The sequence below is a fragment of the Luteimonas huabeiensis HB2 genome, from assembly GCF_000559025.1.
Classification (GTDB): Bacteria; Pseudomonadota; Gammaproteobacteria; order Xanthomonadales; family Xanthomonadaceae; genus Luteimonas; species Luteimonas huabeiensis.
In genome coordinates, this window is sequence record NZ_JAAN01000052.1 from 1 (window position 1) to 21536 (window position 21536).

At 69.4% G+C, this 21536-nt stretch carries 25 protein-coding genes; all 25 read left to right on the forward strand.

Annotation, left to right across the window (positions count from 1 at the left end; all coding sequences use genetic code 11):
- Nucleotides 1-141 precede the first annotated feature (141 nt).
- The 25 genes from Z164_RS0118935 (at nt 142) to Z164_RS0119050 (ending at nt 21499) form a co-directional block, all read left to right on the forward strand.
- Nucleotides 142-2115, forward strand: a complete 1974-nt coding sequence (locus Z164_RS0118935; RefSeq protein WP_024892209.1) for a phage terminase large subunit family protein — start codon at nt 142-144, stop codon at nt 2113-2115.
- A 12-nt stretch (nt 2116-2127) separates the two neighbouring features.
- On the forward strand, nt 2128-2619 hold the full coding sequence (locus tag Z164_RS0118940; protein ID WP_024892210.1) for a hypothetical protein: 492 nt from the start codon (nt 2128-2130) through the stop codon (nt 2617-2619).
- On the forward strand, nt 2619-3011 hold the full coding sequence (locus Z164_RS0118945) for a hypothetical protein (RefSeq protein ID WP_024892211.1): 393 nt from the start codon (nt 2619-2621) through the stop codon (nt 3009-3011). The genes Z164_RS0118940 and Z164_RS0118945 overlap by 1 nt, the downstream gene beginning before the upstream one ends.
- Nucleotides 3011-3232, forward strand: coding sequence for a phage head-tail joining protein (locus Z164_RS0118950; protein ID WP_024892212.1), 222 nt, complete (start codon nt 3011-3013; stop codon nt 3230-3232). Before Z164_RS0118945 ends, Z164_RS0118950 begins: the two co-directional genes overlap by 1 nt.
- Before the next feature lie 9 nt (nt 3233-3241).
- On the forward strand, nt 3242-3649 hold the full coding sequence (locus Z164_RS0118955; protein ID WP_081770272.1) for a D-Ala-D-Ala carboxypeptidase family metallohydrolase: 408 nt from the start codon (nt 3242-3244) through the stop codon (nt 3647-3649).
- Nucleotides 3646-5136, forward strand: a complete 1491-nt coding sequence (locus tag Z164_RS0118960; protein ID WP_024892214.1) for a phage portal protein — start codon at nt 3646-3648, stop codon at nt 5134-5136. Before Z164_RS0118955 ends, Z164_RS0118960 begins: the two co-directional genes overlap by 4 nt.
- 5 nt (nt 5137-5141) lie before the next feature.
- Complete coding sequence (locus Z164_RS0118965; protein WP_043691009.1) at nt 5142-6365, forward strand: S49 family peptidase; 1224 nt, start codon at nt 5142-5144, stop codon at nt 6363-6365.
- A 3-nt stretch (nt 6366-6368) separates the two neighbouring features.
- Entirely contained in the window at nt 6369-6746 is a 378-nt protein-coding gene (locus Z164_RS0118970; RefSeq protein WP_024892216.1) for a head decoration protein, read from the forward strand.
- A gap of 66 nt (nt 6747-6812) precedes the next feature.
- Nucleotides 6813-7817: a major capsid protein gene (locus Z164_RS0118975; protein WP_024892217.1), complete on the forward strand. Its 1005-nt coding sequence runs from the start codon at nt 6813-6815 to the stop codon at nt 7815-7817.
- Nucleotides 7817-8098, forward strand: coding sequence for a head-tail joining protein (locus tag Z164_RS21040; RefSeq protein ID WP_037411660.1), 282 nt, complete (start codon nt 7817-7819; stop codon nt 8096-8098). The genes Z164_RS0118975 and Z164_RS21040 overlap by 1 nt, the downstream gene beginning before the upstream one ends.
- Nucleotides 8095-8523, forward strand: a complete 429-nt coding sequence (locus tag Z164_RS0118985) for a hypothetical protein (RefSeq protein ID WP_024892219.1) — start codon at nt 8095-8097, stop codon at nt 8521-8523. The genes Z164_RS21040 and Z164_RS0118985 overlap by 4 nt, the downstream gene beginning before the upstream one ends.
- A gap of 5 nt (nt 8524-8528) precedes the next feature.
- Nucleotides 8529-8723, forward strand: coding sequence for a DUF7210 family protein (locus Z164_RS0118990; protein ID WP_024892220.1), 195 nt, complete (start codon nt 8529-8531; stop codon nt 8721-8723).
- A gap of 2 nt (nt 8724-8725) precedes the next feature.
- Nucleotides 8726-9478, forward strand: coding sequence for a phage tail tube protein (locus Z164_RS0118995; protein ID WP_024892221.1), 753 nt, complete (start codon nt 8726-8728; stop codon nt 9476-9478).
- 11 nt (nt 9479-9489) lie between these two features.
- Nucleotides 9490-9879, forward strand: coding sequence for a DUF6631 family protein (locus tag Z164_RS0119000; RefSeq protein WP_024892222.1), 390 nt, complete (start codon nt 9490-9492; stop codon nt 9877-9879).
- 41 nt (nt 9880-9920) lie between these two features.
- On the forward strand, nt 9921-10091 hold the full coding sequence (locus Z164_RS22190; RefSeq protein ID WP_201769617.1) for a hypothetical protein: 171 nt from the start codon (nt 9921-9923) through the stop codon (nt 10089-10091).
- Entirely contained in the window at nt 10069-10716 is a 648-nt protein-coding gene (locus Z164_RS0119005) for a DUF6441 family protein (RefSeq protein ID WP_024892223.1), read from the forward strand. The genes Z164_RS22190 and Z164_RS0119005 overlap by 23 nt, the downstream gene beginning before the upstream one ends.
- Before the next feature lie 84 nt (nt 10717-10800).
- Complete coding sequence (locus Z164_RS0119010) at nt 10801-13998, forward strand: tape measure protein (RefSeq protein ID WP_024892224.1); 3198 nt, start codon at nt 10801-10803, stop codon at nt 13996-13998.
- Nucleotides 13999-14931 carry a hypothetical protein gene (locus Z164_RS21570; RefSeq protein WP_024892225.1) on the forward strand — a complete coding sequence of 311 codons (933 nt, stop codon included), beginning with the start codon at nt 13999-14001 and terminating at the stop codon, nt 14929-14931. It begins immediately after the preceding gene.
- 6 nt (nt 14932-14937) lie between these two features.
- Complete coding sequence (locus Z164_RS0119020) at nt 14938-15930, forward strand: hypothetical protein (RefSeq protein ID WP_024892226.1); 993 nt, start codon at nt 14938-14940, stop codon at nt 15928-15930.
- Nucleotides 15931-15937: 7 nt separating this feature from the next.
- Nucleotides 15938-17629, forward strand: a complete 1692-nt coding sequence (locus tag Z164_RS0119025; RefSeq protein WP_024892227.1) for a hypothetical protein — start codon at nt 15938-15940, stop codon at nt 17627-17629.
- Between the two features lie 9 nt (nt 17630-17638).
- Nucleotides 17639-18436 carry a DUF2163 domain-containing protein gene (locus Z164_RS0119030; RefSeq protein ID WP_024892228.1) on the forward strand — a complete coding sequence of 266 codons (798 nt, stop codon included), beginning with the start codon at nt 17639-17641 and terminating at the stop codon, nt 18434-18436.
- 9 nt (nt 18437-18445) lie between these two features.
- A complete protein-coding gene (locus Z164_RS0119035) occupies nt 18446-18685 on the forward strand; it encodes a hypothetical protein (protein ID WP_024892229.1) in 240 nt (79 codons plus the stop codon).
- A gap of 5 nt (nt 18686-18690) precedes the next feature.
- The gene (locus Z164_RS0119040) at nt 18691-18951 is read left to right on the forward strand and encodes a hypothetical protein (RefSeq protein ID WP_024892230.1); all 261 of its coding nucleotides are present in this window, start codon (nt 18691-18693) and stop codon (nt 18949-18951) included.
- Entirely contained in the window at nt 18948-21149 is a 2202-nt protein-coding gene (locus Z164_RS0119045) for a phage tail protein (RefSeq protein ID WP_024892231.1), read from the forward strand. The genes Z164_RS0119040 and Z164_RS0119045 overlap by 4 nt, the downstream gene beginning before the upstream one ends.
- On the forward strand, nt 21149-21499 hold the full coding sequence (locus Z164_RS0119050; RefSeq protein ID WP_024892232.1) for a DUF2793 domain-containing protein: 351 nt from the start codon (nt 21149-21151) through the stop codon (nt 21497-21499). The genes Z164_RS0119045 and Z164_RS0119050 overlap by 1 nt, the downstream gene beginning before the upstream one ends.
- Nucleotides 21500-21536 lie beyond the last annotated feature (37 nt).

A 21536-nucleotide genomic window follows, 5' to 3' on the forward strand; every position in this document is an offset into this window, starting at 1 on the left:
TTGGCTCAACTGGCCGGCGCGCATCTCGGCGCAGATGGCGGCCCGGCTCGGCGTGGAGGCCCACACCCTGCACGTGGCCCTGGATGCCGCCGTGCGCGAGCACCTCGCCGAGCTCGGGGAACTCAAGGTTCGGGTCGATTGATGGACGAGTTCGCCTATGAGGGCTGGGACGTCATCGAGCGCGCTTGGCGCGAGGGCCTCACGCCCGACCCGCTGCTCACCGTCTCCGAATGGGCCGACCGTCACCGGGTGCTGTCGAGCAAGGCCTCGAGCGAGCCGGGGCGCTGGCGCACCAGCCGCACGCCGTATCTGAAGGCGATCATGGACTGCCTGTCGCCGACCTCGCCCGTCGAGCGCGTGGTGTTCATGAAGGGCGCGCAGGTGGGCGCGACCGAGACCGGCTCGAACTGGATCGGCTACGTGATCCACCACGCCCCCGGGCCGATGATGGCGGTGTGGCCCACCGTGGAGATGGCCAAGCGCAACTCCAAGCAGCGCATCGACCCGCTGATCGAGGAGTCGCCGGTGCTCTGCGAACTCATCGCCCCGGCGAGAAGCCGCGACTCGGGCAACACCATCCTCGCCAAGGAGTTTCGTGGCGGCGTGCTGGTGATGACTGGCGCGAACAGCGCGGTGGGTCTACGCTCGATGCCGGTGCGCTATCTCTTTCTCGACGAGGTGGACGCCTACCCGCTCGATGTCGAGGGGGAGGGCGATGCGATCTCGCTCGCTGAGGCGCGCACGCGCACCTTTGCGCGGCGCAAGATCTTCATCGTCTCGACGCCGACGATCGCGGGCGCCTCGGCCATCGAGCGTGAGTACGAGGCCAGCGACCAGCGCCGCTACTTCGTGCCCTGCCCGCATTGCTCGCACCGGCAGTGGCTGCGCTTCGAGCAACTGCGTTGGGAGAAGGGCCGGCCCGAGACGGCGGCCTACGTCTGCGAATCGTGCGAGACGGCGATCGCCGAGCACCACAAGACCTGGATGCTGGAGCACGGCGAGTGGCGCGCGACGGCGGAAGGCTCGGGCAAGACGGCGGGGTTTCATCTGTCGTCGCTGTACAGCCCGCTGGGCTGGCGCGCCTGGTGCGAGATCGCCGCTGCGTGGGAAGCCGCCGTCAGTAAAGAGTCGGGATCGGCCGCTGCCATCAAGACTTTCAAGAACACCGAGCTCGGCGAGACCTGGGTCGAGGAGGGCGAAGCGCCCGACTGGCAACGCCTGCTGGAGCGCCGCGAGGACTATGCCATCGGCACCATTCCCGCAGGCGGCCTGCTGCTCACCGCCGGCGCCGACGTGCAGAAGGACCGCATCGAGGTCTCGGTGTGGGCCTTCGGGCGTGGCAAGGAGTGTTGGCTCATCGAGCACCGGGTGCTGATGGGCGACACCGCACGGGATGCGGTGTGGAAGGCGCTGGGCGGGATGCTCGCCGAGACCTGGACCCATGCCTCGGGCGCGGCCATGCCGCTGGCCCGCTTGGCGCTGGACACCGGCTTTGCGACACAGGAGGCCTACGCCTTCGTGCGCGCCTGCCGCGACGCGCGGGTGATGGCGGTCAAGGGCGTGCGGACGGGTTCGATGGGGGGCGCAGCCCTGATCGGCACACCGACGGCGGTCGATGTCTCGCAGGCGGGCAAGAAGCTGCGCCGGGGCATCAAGGTGTATGCGGTCGCGGTGGGGCTCGCCAAACTCGAGTTCTACAACCACCTGCGCCAGAGCGCGGAGGTGGCCGACGACGGCGTGACGGTGACCTACCCGGCCGGTTTCGTCCACCTGCCCAAGATCGACGCCGAGTTCATCCAGCAGCTCTGCGCCGAGCAACTGATCACCCGCCGCGACAGGAATGGCTTTCCGGTGCGGGAGTGGCAGAAGGTGCGCGAGCGCAACGAAGCGCTGGACTGCTACGTGTATGCCCGTGCTGCTGCTGCGGCCGCAGGGCTCGACCGCTTCGAGGAACGCCACTGGCGCGAACTGGAGCGGCAACTGGGGCTGGCCAGTCCGCCAGCCCTTGAAACACCTACTGAATCGATCACCGAGGCCACCCATCGAGGTGGCCTGGGTGTTTCTGGCAACCGCAACACCGGCCGGCGCGTGATCAAGAGCCGCTGGCTGTCCTGACGAGGAGACGCTATGTCCCTGGCCACCCGCATCGAAAGCCTCGTCCTGCGCGTCGCGCAGGAGTTCAACGACGTCCGCGCGAAGGCCGGCAATCTCGCCCACCTCACCACCACCGACAAGTCGAGCCTGGTGGCGGCCATCAACGAGCTGAAGGCCGCGGTGGTGGCCTCGGGCGCGATCGACGACACCCAGGTCGCCACCACCAGCACCTACTCGTCGAGCAAGATCGTCACGCTGCTGGAGGTGCTCAAGGCCGAGATCCTGGGCGGGGCCGATGCCGCCTACGACACGCTGCTGGAGATCCAGCAGCTGCTGCAGGACGGCACCAGCGGCCTGGACGCCTTGCTCACTGCGGTGAACCACCGCGTGCGCTTCGACGCGGCGCAGACCCTCACCGCAGCCGAGCAAGCCCAGGCGCGCAGCAACATCGGCGCCGTGGCCACGGCTGACGTGGGCGACACCGACACCGACTTCGTCGCGATCTTCGAAGGGGCGCTGCTCTGATGAGTCTGGCCTCGCGCATCGGCGCCTTGGCCGGCCGCATCGGGCGGGAGGTCAAGGTCAAGGTCGGCGCCGACCACCCGGGTCTGGCGCGCGCCTGGGTGTGTTTCGGCTATGTCGGCAACCAGGTCGTCGTGCGCGCTGCGCACAACGTCGCCTCGGTCACGCGGCTGGCCGCAGGGCGTTACCGCGTGCACTTCGCCAGGCCGCTGCCGGACGCGAACTACTGCTGGGTGGGCGTGGCCCGCAGCAACACCAACACGGGTACACAGCGGCTGCTGATCGTGCGCTCGACCGCCGACGAGAAAACGCCGACGCACGTCGATGTGGGCTGTGCGACCACCGCGGCGTCGTTCGCCGACTCCCCCGAGATCGACCTCGTGGTCTACCGCTGATGGCCTACACCGAAGCCCATCTCGAGGCCCTGCAAGCCGCGCTCGCCAAGGGCGAGAAGCGCGTGAGCCTCGGCGACAAGACGGTCGAGTACCGCTCGATCGAGGAGTTGCAAGCCGCCATCCGGGCGGTCAAGCGTGACCTGCACGAACAGGCCGTGGCCACGGGGCTGTGGCCCAGCGCGCCGCGGCAGATCCGGATTCATACCCGCAAAGCGACCTGAGGGTTCATCATGCGTGAGACGACGCAAAGCGCGCTCGACTGGCGCCGCTATCCCAACTTTCGTCCCGAGGAGTTTCGCTGCCGGCACACTGGGCGGCTGCGCATGGATCCGGGGTTTATGGAGCGGCTGCAGCGGCTGCGCAGCGCCTATGGCCGCTCGATGGTGATCACCAGCGGTTACCGCGATCCGACCCACCCGGCCGAGGCGGCCAAGACGAGCAGCGGCGCCCACACCCTGGGGCGGGCCTGCGACGTGGCCGTGCACGGTCGCGATGCCCTCGATCTCGTCGTGCTCGCGGTGGCCCACGGCTTTACCGGCATCGGGGTGCAGCAGCGGGGACTGCGGCGTTTCATCCATCTGGACGACTTGGACGCCACGACGGACCGTCCGCGTCCGACCCTGTGGAGCTACGCGTGAGCTGGTGGAGCGGTCTCAAGCGCCGCATCTTCGGTGCGAGCCCCACCTACGACGGCGTGGGCGGCGGCCGCAGGGCCGTCGCCTGGCAGGTCGGCAATCCCGGGGCGGTCGCGGCGCTGGCTTTCACGCAGAAGGAACTGCGCGCCAAGAGCCGCGATCTCGCGCGGCGCAACGCCTGGGCGGCCGCGGGCATCGAAGCCTTCGTCGCCAACGCCATCGGCACCGGCATCAAGCCGCAGAGCATGGTGACTGATGCGGCCGTGCGCGAGGCCATCCACGCGCTGTGGTGGGACTGGGTGGAGGAGGCCGACGCCGCAGGACTCACCGACTTCTACGGCCTGCAGGCGCTCGCCTGCCGCGCGATGCTCGAAGGCGGCGAGGCGCTGGTGCGGCTGCGCTGGCGCCGTCCCGAGGACGGTCTGCCGGTGGGTCTGCAGCTGCAGGTGCTGGAGCCCGAGCACCTGCCGACCACTTTGAACCGGGACCTGCCCTCGGGCCACGTCATCCGCGCCGGCATCGAGTTCGACCGGCTCGGGCGGCGCGTGGCCTACCACCTGCACCGCTCGCACCCGGGCGACGGGAGCCTGGCGCCGATGTCGGGCACGGGCGCCTCCGCGGGAGGTCTCGACACCGTGCGCGTGGGTGCCTCCGAGGTCATCCACCTGTTCCGCCCGCTGCGCCCGGGGCAGATCCGCGGCGAGCCGTGGCTCGCGCGGGCGCTGGTGAAGCTGCACGAACTCGACCAGTACGACGACGCGGAACTGGTGCGCAAGAAGACCGCGGCGATGTTCGCCGGCTTCATCACGCGGCTCGCCCCCGAGGACACCCTGATGGGCGAAGGGCTGCCGGACGCCCAGGGCGCGGCACTCGCCGGGCTGGAACCCGGCACCTTGCAGATCCTGGAGCCCGGCGAGGACATCAAGTTCTCGGCGCCGGCCGACGTGGGCTCGAGCTACGGCGAGTTCATGCGCCAACAGTTCCGGGCGGTGGCCGCCGCCATGGGCATCACCTACGAGATGCTCACCGGTGATCTCACCCAGGTGAACTACTCCAGCATCCGCGCGGGGCTGCTGGAGTTTCGCCGCCGCTGCGAGGCCATCCAGCACGGGGTGATCGTGCACCAGCTGTGCCGCCCGGTGTGGCGGGCCTGGATGGAGCAGGCCGTGCTCGAAGGGGCGCTGAGCCTGCCCGGCTACGCGCAACGCCCTCGCGCGTACCAGGCCGCCAAGTGGATCCCGCAGGGCTGGCAGTGGGTCGATCCCTTGAAGGAGTTCAACGCGCTCAAGCTCGCGATCCGCGCAGGGCTGATGAGCCGCTCGGAGGCGATTTCGGCCTACGGCTACGACGCCGAGGACATCGACCGCGAGATCGCCGCCGACAACCGGCGCGCCGATGAACTGGGGCTGGTGTTCGACTCGGATCCGCGGCACGACCAAGCATCGAGGCCGGTGCCGACACCTGCGCCCGACACCGAACTCCAGGACTGACACCGATGCTGCCCCATCTCGCCTCCCGGCTCTTTGGCACGCCCTTGCTCGTCCAGCGCGCCAAGCTCGACCTGATCCTCGCGGTGCTCTCCGAGCGCTTGCATCTGGCCGCGCCGGACGTCGAACTCGCGCCGCCGCTGCCGAGGGCACCGAACCCTCCGGCTTATCCGGAAGCTTCGATCGCGGTCCTGCCGATCCACGGCACGCTGGTCAAGCGCACGCTGGGGCTGGAGGCGGCCTCTGGGTTGACCAGCTACGCCGAGATCGACGCGCGGCTGGAGGCGGCACTTGGCGACCCGATGGTCGCCGGCATCGTGCTCGACATCGATTCGCCCGGCGGCGAGACCGGCGGCTGCTTCGAACTCGCCCGCCGCGTGCGCGAGGCGGCCGCCGTGAAGCCCGTCTGGGCCGTGGCCAACGACGCCGCCTTCTCCGCGGCCTACGCCATCGGCTGCGCCGCCGATCGGCTCTTCGTCACCGAGACCGGCGGCGTGGGCTCGATCGGGGTGATCGCGCTGCACGTCGACCAGTCGGTCAAGGACGCCCGGGACGGCTTGCGCTACACCGCGATCACTGCGGGCGAGCGCAAGAACGACTACTCGCCGCACGAGCCGCTCGCGGACGCCGCCCGCGCGGCGCTGCAGGCCGAGGTGGACCGGCTGCACGCGCTCTTCGTCGCGCACGTGGCGGCGATGCGCGGCCTCGACGAGAACGTGGTGCGCGCGACCGAAGCCGCGCTCTTCTTCGGCCCGCAGGCTGTCGAGACGGGGCTGTCCGACGGGGTGGCCACGCTCCCCGCGGTGCTCGCCGAGTTCGACCGACATCTTTCTGCCGCGCGGCGTCCGTCTTCCCCGCCGCGCCAAGCCCCGACCGGGAAGGCGACCGTTCTCCGAGGAACCCCCACCATGACCGACACCCCGCCCGAGACCCTCGGCGTGGATGAGGCCGCCGCCCTGGTGGCCGAGGCCCGCCGCGAAGTGGCGCAGTCCGCGCAAGCGATCGCGGAACTGTGCCTGATCGCCGGCTGCCCCGAGCGCGCCGCCGAGTTCATCGCCGCAGGCCGAAGCGAAGCCGAGGTGCGCCGCGCCCTGATCGAGGCGCGCGCCGCCCACAGCATGGAGTCGGCCGTGCGCTCGACCCACGCGCCCCAGGACTGGGCCGCCCCCGGCGCCGATCCGGCCGCCTCGCCCGTGGTCGCCGCCGTGAAGAAACTCGTGACCCGGGAGTGAACCATGCCCACGCTCACCCAAGCCCCCACCCTCGGCGACCTGCTGAAGTACGAGGCGCCGAATCTGTACTCGCGCGAGCGGGCGACCGTGGCGGCCGGGCAGAACCTGCCGCTCGGCGCCGTGGTCGGTCGCGAGACGGCCACAAGCAAGCTCAAGGCCCTCGACCCCGCCGCCGGCGACGGCAGCGAAGTCGCCGTGGGCGTGCTCGCGCTGGCCGTCGATGCGACGCTGATCGACCGGGAGGACGCGATCCTGATCGCCCGCCACGCCATCGTCGCACGAAACGCGCTGGTCTGGCCTGCGGGGATCACCACCGCGCAGCAGCTCGCTGCGATCGCCCAGCTCGAAGCACGCGGCATCGTGGTGCGCGACAGCGCCTGATTCCGCCCCTCCCCACACCTCGGACGACCCGCCATTCGGCGGGTTCGTCGTTTCTGGAGTCTCCCGATGCTCAACCCCTTCGATTCCCCCGGCTTCTCGATGGCGAGCCTGACCGCCGCCATCAACCTGATCCCCAACCGCTACGGGCGGCTGGAAGCCTTGAACCTGTTTCCGGCCAAGCCCGTGCGCACGCGCCAGGTCGTCATCGAGGAGTACGCCGGGCGCCTGAACCTGCTGCCCACCCGGCCGCCCGGCTCGCCCGGCACGGTGGGCGAACGCGGCCAGCGCCGGCTGCGTTCCTTCGTCGTCCCGCACATCCCGCACGACGACGTGGTGCTGCCCGAGGAGGTCCAGGGCATCCGGGCCTTCGGCTCGGAGACGGAAGTTGAGGCCGTCGCTGGCGTGCTGGCGCGGCACCTGGAGACCATGCGCAACAAGCACGCGATCACCCTCGAACACCTGCGTATGGGCGCACTCAAGGGCCAGATCCTGGACGCCGACGGCAGCACGATCTACGACCTGTTCGACGAGTTCGATCTCAGGCCCACCACCATCGCCTTCGATCTGGCCAATGCCAACAGCGACGTCAAGGGCCACTGCTACGAGGTGCTGGCCCACATCGAGGAGAACCTGAAGGGCGAGTTCATGACCGGCGTGCACGTCCTCTGTTCGCCCGAGTTCTTCCGTCAGCTCACCGGCCACAAGTCGGTCAAGGAAGCCTACGCGCAGTGGCAACAGGGCGCGATCCTGATCAACGACGTGCGCGCCGGCTTCGTCTTCGCCGGCATCACCTTCGAGGAGTACCGGGGCCAGGCGACCGACGCCCACGGCAACGCGCGCCGCTTCATCGCCGCGGGCGAGGCCCACGCCTTCCCGCTGGGCACGGTGGACACCTTCGCCACCTACTTCGCCCCGGCCGACTTCAACGAGACCGTGAACACCCTGGGCCAGCCGCTCTACGCCAAGCAGGAGCCGCGCAAGTTCGACCGCGGCACCGATCTGCACACCCAGAGCAACCCGCTGCCGATGTGCCACCGGCCCGGTGTGCTGGTGAAGCTGACGGCAGCGTGATGACGCAGGTGACGGATCTTTACGAGGCCGCCGGCCGCGCCGGGCTGCTCACCGACGTCATGGTGGGTTCGCTCACGGTGCAGTGCGTCTTCAGCGCCCCGGATGAGCTGGCGCTCGACGGGCTCGCACTGAACCGCGACTACCACCTCGAGTACCCGAGCGCCTGGCTCACCCTCGCCGCTGGCGACACGGTGGAGATCGCAGGAAGCCCGTATCGGGTGCGCGAGGTCCGCCAGCTGCGCGACGGCTCCGAGATGCAGGCCAAGCTGACCCGGCTATGACGTCCTCCGTCCGCGAGCGTCTGGTCCGGGCGGTCGTGGCGCGTATCGGTCCCGCGATCGCACCGACGCCGCTGCATCGCCAGCCCACCGTGCCGCTCCCGCGCGAGGCGAGCCCCGCGCTCCTGCTGTTCATCGAAGGCGATCAGGTCCTCACGCAGGCGAACAACCGGCTCGACCGCGCCCTGACGCTGAGGCTGGTCGCGCTCGCGCGCGAAGACGACGCCTTCGACGTGGCCGACGCGCTCATCGTCGCGGCGCACGGCGCGCTCATGGCCGAGCCGAGCCTCGGCGGGCTGGCCCTGGGCGTGCGCGAGATCGACTGCGAGTGGGACACGGAGGACGCCGACAGCCAAGCACTGGCCGTGCCCGCGCGCTACGAGATCCGCTACCGCACCCTGGCCTCCGACCTCACCCAAAAAGGATAGTCACCATGCACATCGAACTGATCGAACCGCACACCCACGCCGGCCGACTCCACGCCCCCGGCGAGATCCTCGATCTCGACGAGGCAGCGGCGGAATGGTTGATCGAGCGCGGGACCGCGCGGGGGCTGATCGAGCGCGGAGCCGCACGGCCGGCCGACCCCCAACCCCAGACCCAGATCAAGACCCGTAAAGGAGACTGACCATGCCGTACTTTTCCGGACAGGGGCGCGTCTACATCGGCGCCCGCGACGCACTCGGCAACCCGCAGGGGTTGGCCTACGTGGGCAACGTGCCCGAACTCAAGGTCTCCCTCTCGGTGGAGACCCTGGAGCACCAGGAGTCGGTGAGCGGCCAGCGCCTCACCGACCTGCAGCTCATCAAGACCAAGAAGGGCGAGTTCGCCTGCACGCTGGAGGAGCTCATCACGACCAACCTGGCGCTCGCCCTCTACGGCGCCACCACCGCCCAGACCCCGGGCACGGTCACCGCCGAGGCGCTGCCGAACCCGGTCACTCCCGGCAGCCTCTACCTGCTCGCCAAGCAGGACGTCTCGTCGGTGGTGGTAAAGGACTCCAGCGCCACCCCCAAGATTCTGCCGGCCGCGCAGTACTCGGTGAACGCCAAGCACGGCTCGCTGGTGATCCTCGACGCCACCACCGGCGGACCCTACGTCGAGCCCTTCAAGGTCGACTACGCCTACGGCACGGCATCGGTCACCGCCATGTTCACCCAGCCGCTGCCCGAGCGCTGGGTGCGCTTCGAGGGACTCAATACCGCCGACGGCAACCGCGAGGTGGTGATCGATCTCTACCGCGTGGCCATCAACCCGGCCAAGGAGCTCTCGGTCATCACCGACGAGCTGCTGAAGTTCGAGCTTTCGGGCCAGGTACTGGCCGACACGCTCAAGCCCGCCGCCGGCGACCTCGGCCAGTTCGGCCGCGTCGTGCTGCTGTGAGGGGGATGACGATGAGTGCTTCCGATCTGGATGTTCTCGTGCCGCAGCCTCAAGTTGTGGATCTGGCCGGCCAACGCCTCGCGATCAGCCCGCTGGTGCTCGGCGAGCTGCCGGCGATGCTCAAGGCCGTGCAGCCCTTCGCGCAACGACTGGCGGGCGAGCCGGACTGGCTCGCCTTGCTCTCGGACCACGGCGATGCCTTGCTCACCGGGTTGGCGATCGCCAGCCGCCAACCGCGCGAGTGGGTGGACGCGCTGGCTCTCGACGATGCCATCACCCTGGCGGCGACCGTGTTCGAGGTGAACGCGGATTTTTTCGTGCGCCGGATCGCGCCGAAAGTCGGCGATCTGGCGCAGCGTCTGAACGGCCGTCTGGCTGGGCTGACGCCATCGCCCGCCTGATTCGGGGCGGTCACCGCTACCCGGACATCCTCGGCTACACGTTGGGCCAGCTGAACGCCTTCCTCGCCGCCGATCGCCGCCTCGAACACGAACGGCTCGCCACCCGGCTTGCCGTCATGACCGCTGCCGCCCAGGGCAGTCGCGACGGCATCCGTGAGCTCCAGGCCGAACTCCATCGGGGCATGCGTGATGAAGATCGATCTGGTCGCTGAGGGCTTGCTGGATCGGCGGCGCTTCAGCGCCTGGCAAGGTGACACCCGCAAGACGATCCACACCGCCGTGGCCCGCGCGATGCGCGACACCGGCAAGGAGATGGCCGAGCGGGCGCGGAGCGAAGTGCGCGCCGGTTTCAAGGTCGTGAAGCCGAAGTTCCTCCGCTCGATGCACGCCAAGGTGTTCAACCGCAAGGCCGAGGAATTCCCGGCCCTCTACATCGGCTCGAAGGTGCCCTGGCTGGGTATCCACGAACAGGGCGGAACGATCCGGGGGCGGATGCTCGTCCCGCTGCTGCCGCAGCACCGGCGCATCGGGCGCAAGGCGTTCGCTCGGGTGATCGATGCCCTGATGCGCTCCGGCAACGCCTTCTTCATCGAAAAGAACGGCCAGCAGATCCTGATGGCCGAGAACATCGCCGAGAACGCCCGGCCGCTCGCGCGCTTTCGCCGTGCCGAGCGGGAGCGCACCGGCGCCAGGCGCGTGCGGCGCGGCCAGGAGATTCCCATCGCCGTGCTCGTGCGACGTGTGAGCTTGAGAAAACGGTTCGACCTCGCCCGCTCGGTGCGAGGCGATCTTCCCCGCCTGACGGCGGCCATCCGTAAAGCAATGTCGAAGGTTTGAGATGAATCAGCCCCCACGCTCACTCCGTTCGCTGCCCCCCGAGGGGGCGCAGGCCTCCTTTGGGGCGGCCCGGCAGGAGGCCTGATGGCCGGTAACCGTGCCCAGATCCTCATCACCGCCGTTGATGAGACGCGACGGGCCTTCCAGTCCGTACAGGGAAATCTCGCCCGCCTGCGCGGCGAAGCCGCCCAAGTCGGCCAGGTGCTCTCCCGCATCGGCGGCGCGATCGGCCTTGGGCTGGGGGTGCGCGAACTGGTCGAGGTCGCCGACCAGTACAAGAACCTGCAGGCGCGCCTCAAGCTCGCGGTCACCTCGCAAGAGGAGTTCAACCGCGCCGACGCGGCCCTCTTCGAGATCGCCCAGAAAAACCGCGCGCCCCTGGCAGAGACCATCACCCTCTATGCGCGGCTCGCACCCTCGGTGCAGGCGTTGGGGCGTTCGCAGGCGGACGTGCTGGCGGCTACCGACGCCATCGGGCAGGCCGTGTCGCTCTCCGGCGCATCCAGCGACGCGGCGGCCGGTGCCCTGCTGCAGCTGGGGCAGGCCTTCGCCTCGGGCCAGCTGCGCGGTGAGGAGTTCAATTCCGTCATCGAGCAGACGCCGCGCCTGGCGCAGGCCATCGCCGACGGCATGGGCGTGCCGCTCGGCTCACTGCGAGCCCTGGCCCAGGAAGGCAAGATCACCTCGAAGGCCGTGCTCGACGCCTTGCTGAAGGAGCGGGCGCGCCTCGCCGAGGAGTACGCGAGCCTCCCCGATACGGTGTCGGGTGCGCTCACCCGCCTCAAGAACGCCTTCCAGCGAGCCTTCGGCGAACGCGACGCGAGCTCGGGTCTGACGGCGGGACTGGCGCAGGCGATCCAGCTCGTCGCCGGGCATCTCGAGCTGCTGATCGACTTGGCCGGTGTCGTGCTGGTTGCCGCGTTCGGGCGGATGGCCGGCGCCTTCGCGACCAGTGTTGCTGCCGCCCGGGCGGAAGCGGCCGCGCGCCTGGCCAACCTGCGCACGCTGGAAGCCGAGGCGCTCGCCCGGGTGCGGCTCGCCGATGCCGCCTTGGCTCAGGCACGTGCGCAAGGGCTTGCCACCGGCGCGCTGGTCGCGGATGCGGCCAAGGCCCGGCTGCAAGCCACCGCTGCTTCCGGTGCCGTGGCTCAGGCCGTCGCGTCCACGTCCCTGCTCGGTCGCGCCGCGGGTCTGTTGCGCGGGGTGCTCGCGCTCCTGGGCGGGCCCATCGGCGTCATCGTGACCGCCGCGGGGCTGCTCGCGGGCGCACTCTATTCGGCGCGCGACGCCGTGGTCGAGTTCGGCGGCAGGACCGCCTCGATCAAGCAGATCGTCGCCGCCGCCTGGAACCTGGTCGTCGAGAAGGTCGGGGAAGTCGTCAGCGCCTTAGGAAGGCTGGTCGGCACCAACGATCTCTCCTGGGCCCGCGTGCGCGCGGCGATGGTCGGCGCGCTGAACGCCATCGGCACGGCCGTCCGCGCGATGGTCAACGTCGTCATCGGCGCGTTCAACGCCATCGGCAGCGTCGTGGGCATCGCGGCCGCCTTCCTGGTCGAGCGCTTTCGTAACGCCTTCTCCGACATCGGAGAGCTGGCGAAGGCCTTGGGCCAGGACGTGGCAGCGGCCTTCAGCGGCGACTTTTCGATGCAGGCGCTGCGCGCAGCACTCGGCCGCCAGCTCGGCGAGGTGCGGGATTTCGGGAAGGAGCTGGCTGGAGCCGTGCGCGACGCCGTCTCGCGCGACTACGTCGGGGAGGCCGCGCAAGCCATCGCTCGGCGCATCCGCCCCGAATCAACCCAGGCGGGCGTCTTCGGCCGTCCGCAGCCGCAGGCCTTGTCCGCCCCCGACAAGGCAGGCGAAGCAGCGAAGCTCGCCCTCGTGCAGGCCCAGGCCGAGGCCGAATTCAAGCTCCTCAAGGACGCGTTGGACCGTCAGGCGCGGGCGCTGGACGCATCCCTCGAAGACCGGCTGATCTCGCTCAAGGACTACTACGCGGCCAAGACCCGGATCGAGCAGCAGGAGATCGATGCGGAGATCCGGCGCGTGCAGGTCTCGCTCGCGGAGCAGCAGCGCCTGCAAAAGACCGGCAAGGACGAACCGGCACGCCTCAAGGCGAAAGCCGAGGTCGCCAAGCTCGAAGCGGAGCTCACCGTCCTCAACAACAAGCGCGCGGACGTCGAGGTCGCCAATGCCCGCAAGGCCGCCCAGGCCGAGCGCGAGCTGCGCGAGGAGCTTGCCAAGGTGCGCGACGAACTGCTCGACCTCACCGGGGCGGCGACCAGCCAGGATCGACGCGCGGCGATCGAGCGGCAGTACCAGACGCTGATCGAGCGGCTGCGTGCCGAGGGCGACACCGAAGGCGTGGCCACGGTCGGGCGCCTCATCGACGTCAAGTCGGCGGCCGCCGATCTCGCCGACTACGAGCGCCAGTTCAACGACGCGCTCGCCCGGATGCGTGCATCCGAGGAGTCGATCAACCTGCAGCGCCAGTCGGGGCTACTCACCGAATCCCAGGCACGAAGCCAAATCCTTGCGCTGCATCGCCAGACGGGCGAATCGCTCGATGCGCTCCTGCCGCAGTTGGAGGCCGCCGCCGCGGCCATCGGCCCGGAGGCCGTCGCCCGGGTACAGACCTGGAAGAACGAGATCGCGCAGGTGAAGCTCGTGGTGGACGACGTGGCGGTCGCCATCGACGGGGCGGTGCAGGACGGCTTCGCGCAGATGTTCGAGGCCATCGGCAGCGGCGCCAAGTCGGCCAAGGACGCCTTCGCCGACTTCGCCCGCTCGGTGCTGGCCGCCATCAACCGCATCGCCTCGCAGAAGCTCGCCGAGGCGCTGTTCGGCAGTCTGTTCGGGGGCGGCGGTGCGGGCGGGTTCAGCCTGGGATCGCTGGTCTCGTCGTTGTTCCAGGGCTTCGCCGGCGGCGGCTACGTCACCGGCCCGGGCACATCCACCAGCGACTCGATCCCGGCACGGCTCTCCGCCGGCGAGTACGTAGTCAACGCCGCCGCCGTGAAGCGCGTGGGCGTGGCGTTCCTGGAGGCGATCAACGGCATCGAAGGCGGACCGCGCATCCAGGGGCCCCGGCTCACCTTCGCCGCCGGCGGGCTGGTGCCCGAGACGCCGCCCCCGCCGGCCCAGGGCCAGGGCCAGGCGGTACGCATCGTCAACGTGATCGACCCGGCGATGGCCGCCGACTACCTCAACTCGTCCGCGGGCGAGAAGACCATCCTCAACATCCTGCAACGCAATGCGGGAGCCGTCAGACAGGTGCTTGCGTAAATGGCGTTCGAAATCGGCACGGCCAGCGATTACCGCGATCTGCTGGACCGCTTCCATGCCTTCCTCACCACTCACCCGAATCTGGTCGCCGCGGGCCAGCAGTGGCAGGCGCTGCACTGGACGACGGACGCCGCCACGAAAGAGCTCATCCTCAAGGCGCCCGGCCTGGCCGGTGCCGAGGAGATCTACTGCGGCATCCGGGCCTACGAGAACGCCACGGCCGGCTACTACATGTGGGACCTGAACGGCTTCATCGGCTTCAACCCGGCCAACGACTTCTATACGCAACCGGGCGCGATCAGCGGCTGGCTGCCGATGATGTCGCTCTGGAACACAGCGATCCCGTACTGGTTCGTGGCCAACGGCCGGCGTGCCGTGGTGGTGGCGAAGATCTCGACCGTCTACCAGGCGGCGCACCTGGGCTTCGTCCTGCCCTACGCGACGCCGGGTCAGTACCCGTACCCGCTGCTCGTCGGCGGTTCGATGACCGGCCAGCGGGGCCGCAACTACAGCGTGACCTCGCCCAACCACCGCCATTTCGTCGACCCGGGCGAGGATGGGCAGAACAACGCCAACACCGCCTGCATGCTGCGCGGCCCCTCGGGCGCTTGGCTGCCGTTCCAGAACGTCGCCTACTCGTCGTCCGAGTATCGCTACGACGGGCCGCGCCCGGTCTGGCCGACGAACTACACCTACCTCGGCAACCTGCGCGAGGCGCCGGACGGCACCTACGTGCTCTCGCCCATCGTGCTCACGCAGAACAACTCCGGCACCGATCACGACCTCTTCGGCGAGTTGGAAGGCGTCTATCACGTCTCCGGGTTCAACAACGCCGCCGAGAACCTGATCACGGTGGGCGGCGTGGACCACCTCGTGGTGCAGAACGTGTATCGCACCAGCGTGCGCGACTACTGGGCGCTGCGCCTTTCGTGACCGACCATGGCCTACCAGACTGGTACCTCCGCCAACGCCGATCAGCTGCTCGACGCCCTGCGCGTGTTCGCGGTGGCCAACGGCTGGACCCAGCTGCGCTGGGCCCCCGACGGCACCGGGCAGACCCTGTCGCTCGCCAAGGGCGGGCTCTACGTCCATCTGCGCTCCGCGGTGAATGAGCGCCTCTCCACACGCTACAACACCATCACCGGCATCTGGCTGATCGGCTCGACGGGATTCGATGCCGGCAAGCCCTGGTGGGATCAACCCGGATCGATCGTCAACGCCAGCTACGTGAGCAACACCACGAGCTACCGCGCCGAAGCCTGCGGCCTGTTCGAGGTGGGCACCGCCAACACCTACCACCTACTCTCGGCCGCCACGCCCGAACTGATCATGCTCGTCGCCGAGGTCTCGCCCGGCGTCTATCACCATCTCGCCTTCGGGGATCTCACGAAGTTCGGCAGCTACGGCGGCGGGGCGTTCGTGTCGGGCGCGTTCGGCCCGGACGCCTACACCTATACGTACAGCGGCTTCACCGACTACGTCTTCGGCTACGACCACGACCGGCACTTCGGCCTGCCGTTCAACGATTACAAGTACTACGGCGGCGCGAACTTCGTCCTCGCCGAGGTGGACGGCGCCACCGACTGGCACTCGGTCTGCAAGGACTGGGCGCTCACCGGCAAGCGCGCCAAGGCGCTGTGGGAACGGGGCACGGGCACGCCGCGCGACAGTCTGGCGCGCTACTGGTGGGGTCACGTGCCCAACACCTTGAACGGCGTGACGCCGATGCTGCCGTTCTACCTGTTCGTGGCGCGGCCTTCCGGCTTCTTCTCGCCCTTCGGCTTCACGCCGCACCTGCGCTATCTCAACATCACCCACTACGCGCCGGCGGAGGTCTTCGCGTTGGGCGCCGAGCAGTGGATGGCCTTCCCGGCCCACTCCAAGAACGGCAAGAGCGGCGTGCACGGCTATGCCGTGAGACTCATCCCCTGAGCGGATCATGCCGACCTTTCCCGGTTCCATCCTGCCTGGTGCCGCCCGCCAGGAGCCGCCGACCTGGTCGCGCTCGCCGGAGGTCTCCGAGCGCGTGCCGGTCGCCTTTCCGTTCGACCCGAGTGCGAGCTCGATCGCGCGTCCGGGTACGCGGCTCGACACCCAGCCCGTCGACGAGCTGCGGCTCGGCGTCAACGGCGCTCTGCTGCCCGCCTTCGGGGCCGACTGGTATCACCGCATCCACGTCATCCCTTCGACCATCGATCTCGGCAACCTGGTGAGCCCGGTCGAGCGGGTGCTGGAGGTGTGGAACGCTCGGTTCGACGCGCAGACGCTCGATGCCATCGACGAGACCGGAACGGACGGGCTGCTGCTCTCGGGCCAGCCGGCGCCGCCGCTCGCCTTCGGGCCGCTGCAGTCGCGCCTCTACACCTTCGCAGCGGGCACGCGCGGGGCGCCGGTGATCGACGCCGCCTACCGCTTCGTCTTTGCCGGCGGGCTCACCGCGTTGCTGGTCGTCACCGGCCGCCGCGTGGTGGTCTTCGGCATGCGTCCGGACTGGTCGCAAGGGATCACCGAGCGGCTGGAATGGCTCACCGAGGTGCTGGAGGCCTACGACGGCACCGAGCAGCGGGTGCGCCTGCGGCAGCTGCCGCGACGCGGTTTCGAGTATGGATTCCTGATCGAGGGCCGGGACGCCCAGGTGCTGGATCATCTGCTGTTCGCCTGGGGCGCACGCATCTACTGCCTGCCGGTGTGGACCGACGTCTCCACCCTTGCGGGCGAGGCTGCCGTCGGCAGCACCGCGCTCACCGTGCAGGATGCCGCCAACAGCGACTACCACGCGGGCGGTCTGGCGGTACTGTGGCGCTCCAACACGCGGCACGAGGCGGTGGAGATCCTCTCCATCGCCGGCAACACGCTGACCCTCAAGCTCCCCCTGGCCGGGAGCTGGCCGGCCGGCACGCGGGTGTTTCCGGCGCGGCTCGCCCGCCTCGAGGGCGAGGTGGCCGTGGCGCGTCCCACCGACACCATCGCCGTCGGCCGCTGCCGTTTCGGCATCGAGGACATCACGGCGCCCGCGGTCGCCGACTATGGCCCGGCCTATCAGGGCTACCGGGTGTTCGACTGGCGGCCCAACCGGAGCACCGACCTCGAGGACAGGTGGCTTCGGCGCCTCTCCATCATCGACTACGGGACGGGACTGCCGACCTTCGACGACGAGTCGGGCTCCCCGCTCATCGGACGCACGCTGACCTGGCTGCTCACCGACCGGAGCAAGGCGACCGCCTTCCGGGGCTGGCTCGCCGCACGCGCGGGACGGGCGAATCCCTGCTGGTTGCCGACCTTCGAGTCCGACCTCGAAGTCAGCCGCACGGTGGCGGCCACGGATGCCGGCCTCGTCGTCCGCAACGTCGGCTACGCCCGCTTCGTCGCCGCCGATCCCTTGCGGCGCGACCTGCGGCTCCTCACCACGGCCGGCACCTTCCATCGCCGTATCACCGGGGCGAACGAGATCTCCGAGGACGAGGAGCTGCTCTCCCTGGACGCGCCGCTGGGCGTGACCCTCGATCCCCAGCAGTTCCTGCAGGTCTCGTACCTGGAGTTGGCCCGGCTCGATCAGGACGCGGTCGAGCTGCATTGGGAGACGGACGCCACGGCGCGCGTGCAGCTCTCCACCCGGACGTTGAGATCATGAGCTAAGACCATGAGCTATCTGGGCATCGAACAGTCCGCCCACGGCGGACAACCGCAGGAGCTCTACCGCTTCTCCCAGGGCGCGCAGCGCTGGCTCTACACCTCGGGGCAGGCGGCGGTGGACTACCAGTCCGAGACCTACATGCCTGCGACGATCTCGCGCGGCGGCCTCGAGCAGAGCAACGAGCTCGCGCGGCTGGGGCTGGAGATCCGCATGCCGCGCGACCTGGCCGTGGCGAGTCTGTTTCTCGCCGCCCCGCCCGAGGGTGTCGTGAGCGTTACCCTCTACCGGCGCCATGTCGGCGACGCCGAGTTCATCACCTACTGGAAGGGGCGGATCACCGGCGCGCGGCTGGCAGGCAGTGAGGCCACCCTCAAGTGCGAGCCCATCGCCTCGAGCCTGAAGCGGCCGGGCTTGCGCGCCCGCTACCAGCTGCTGTGCCGCCACGTGCTGTACTCCAGCGGATGCGGCGCGCTGAAGGACAGCTTCCGCGTGGACGGCACCGTAGCGGCGGTGAGCGGCGTGACCGTCCAGGTCGCCGCCGCCGCCAGCCGGCCGGACGGCTACTTCGTGGGCGGCATGCTCGCCACCACCGCCGGCGCGCGCATGATCGTCGGTCACGCCGGGATCGACCTCACCCTGGTCGCTCCCATGGTCGGCCTCACGGCGGGCGATGCGGTCCAGCTCTATGCCGGCTGCGACCACACCATGGCGCATTGCAAGGACAGGTTCGGCAACCTGGACAACTTCGGCGGCTTCCCCTTCATCCCGGTGAAGAACCCCTTCACCGGCGACGCCATCGTGTGAGGCTTTCCTATGTGGCAGCAGATCATCATTTGGGTCGTCACCACGGTACTGTCGGCGCTGCTCGCGCCGCGCCCCAAGGTGCAGGACGCCCAGCCCGGCCAGATCGGCGACAAGGACGTGCCCATCGCCTCCCATGACGCCCCCATCCCGGTGCTGTTCGGTACGCGGGTGATCTCCGGGCCCAACGTGGTCTGGTACGGCGACGTGCAGGTGCGGCCGATCCGCAAGTCCTCCGGGGGCAAGAAGTGAGCGTGATGGCGCGGCTGGAACATGCCCGTGCCCTGGGCTACTGCGCCCGCGGCATGCGTCGCTGGTTCGAGGGGCGCAGCCACACCTGGGCCGAGTTCGTGGAGCGAGGGGTCCCGGCCGATTGGCTGCGCGCCACGGGTGACGCGATGGCGATCCGCGTCGCCGAGGAAGCCGACAAGGCCCAAAGGGCCGCAGGACAGCACGAAGTGCTGGTCCCGAGCGCAGCGAGGGATGCGCGAAGCGCACAGAAGGAGCAGGCAGGATGAGCGGCGGCGGCAAAGGCAGTCAGGAGTACACGGTCGGCTATTGGTACGGCCTCGGCGCCCACCTCGCCCTGTGCCACGGCCCGCTGGACGCCATCACCGAGATCCGGGTGGGCGAGCGCGTCGCCTGGTCGGGCAACGTCACCGGCAACACCACGATCACCATCGACAACCCCAATCTCTTCGGCGGGGAGGAGCGCGAGGGCGGCGTGCAGGGGCCGGTGGACATCCTGATGGGCGGGCCGACCCAGGGACGGAACGCCTACCTGCAGGAGCGCCTCGGCGCCGACATCCCGGCCTTCCGCGGCGTGGTGTCGCTGATCCTGCGCCGGGTGTGGGTGGCGGCCATGAACCCCTACATCAAGCCATGGTCGGTGCGCGCCAAGCGGGTGCCGAGGCAGTGGTACGCGGCCAAGGCCGAGATCTCCGGCGACGCCAACCCGGCCCACATCGTGCGCGAGTGCCTCACCAACGGCGAGTGGGGCATGGGTTACCCGACGAGTGACATCGACGATGCCAGCTTCATGGCGGCCGCCGACGCGCTCCATGCCGAGGGCTTCGGGCTGTCGCTGCTGTGGAACAAGGAAGAGACCATCGAGGACTTCATCCTGTCGGTGCTCCGGCACGTGGACGGGCTGCTCTACGTCCATCCGCGCACCGGGCTCTTCACCCTCAAGCTCGCGCGCGACGATTACACGCTCTCCAGCCTGCCGACCTTCGATCCGGGCAACATCCTGCGCATCGAGGAGTTCACGCGGCCCTCCTGGGGCGAGATCACCAACCAGGTGACCGTCGTCTACCGCGACGGCGCCACGGACAAGGACGGCAGCGTCACGGTGCAGGACATCGCCGCCGTGCAGCTCAACGGCGGCGTGGTGGCGACCACGGTCAACTACCCCGGCATCAGCCGAGCGGAGCTGGCCAACCGGGTGGCCATGCGCGAGTTGAAGCAACTCGTAAGCCCCCTCGCCAAATGCACCTTCGTCGCCAACCGCCAGGCCTCCGGCCTCAACATCGGCGACGTGGTGAAGCTCTCCTGGCCGCCCTACGGCATCGACCAGATGGTGATGCGCGTCGCGCGCATCGCCTATGGGGAGCTGGCGAACGGGGCGGTGCGAGTGGAGTGCGTGCAGGACATCTTCGGCCTGCCGCAGTCGGTCTATTCGGCGCCGCCCCCCTCGGGCTGGACGGAGCCGACCAGCCTGCCGGCGCCGTGCCCCCACCAGACCCTGTTCGAGGTGCCGTACTGGTCGGTGGTCAAGGACTTCACCGGCGAGTCCCAGAGCCTGCTCGGCGACATCGACGATCTCGACGGCCTGGTGGCAGCCTGCGGTTCGCGCCCCTCGTCGGACGCCTTCGGCTTCAAGGCACTGGCCCGCGTCAGCGGCAGTTTCACCGAGAAGGGCTTCGGCATCTTCACGCCCACGGCGGTTCTCACCGCAATGCTGCCGCAGTCGGCCGCGCAGGTGAGCGTGGGGCTGACCTCCGGCATCGACCTCGAGGAGGTGACTGCCGGAGGACTCACGGTGATCGACGGCGAATGGCTCAAGGTGGTGTCGCTCAACCTCGCGACCCAGACCGTCACCTTGGAGCGCGGGATGCTCGATACGGTGCCGGCGAGCCACCCCGCAGGCAGCCGCATCTGGTTCGTCGACGGCTTCCGCCACTACCTCACGCCCGAGTACGTCGCCGGCGAGACGGTGCGCGTGAAGTTCCTCACCCGCACGGCACGCGGCACGCTGCCCGAGGCGGCGGCAACGGAGATGAGCCTGCCACTCGACAAGCGCTTCATCCGTCCGTACTGCCCCGGCAACGCCCAGATCAACGGCAAGCGCTATCCGACGGTCGTGGCCGGCGAGATCAACGTAAGCTGGGCCACGCGCAACCGCCAGTCCCAGACCGCCTACCTCGTCCTGCAGACCGAGGGGGCGATCACGCCGGAGGCGGGCCAGACCACAACCGTGCGCTTCTACAACGAGAATGGGCAGCTCGCGCGCACGGTGAGCGGCATCACGGGTAACGGTACCACCTGGCCGCTGGCGCAGGAGCTCGCCGACTCCGGCCTCGGGCGCGTCAACGCGCACGTCAAGGTGGAGATCGAGGCGAGCCGCGACGGCCACGTGTCCTGGCAGAAACACGTCATCGAATTCGACCGTACCGGCTACGGCCTGCGTTACGGCGACTACTACGGAGGTGTCTGATGGCCTTGAATGACCCGAACCTCGGCCTCGCCTACGGCTGGGCCCAGGGCGAACACAATTGGAACGGCGGCATGGACGCCAACCTGAAGCGGCTCGGCGCCGTGGTGGGCCTGTCGGTCAAGGACCGCGATCTCGCCACCCCACCCGCGACACCCGTGGACGGCGATCGCTACATCGTCCCGGCAACCGCCACCGGCGCCTGGGCTGGTCGCACCGACCAGATCGCGGTGCGCATCGCCGGTGCATGGGAGTACCACGCCCCCAAGATCGGCTGGACCTGCTTCGTCGAGGACGAGGGCGTGCTCTCCGTCTACAAAGCGACCGGCTGGAGCCCCGGCATCGCCGTCTGATCGCATTCTCTTTACTGCATCCACCGAACCCGCCGCC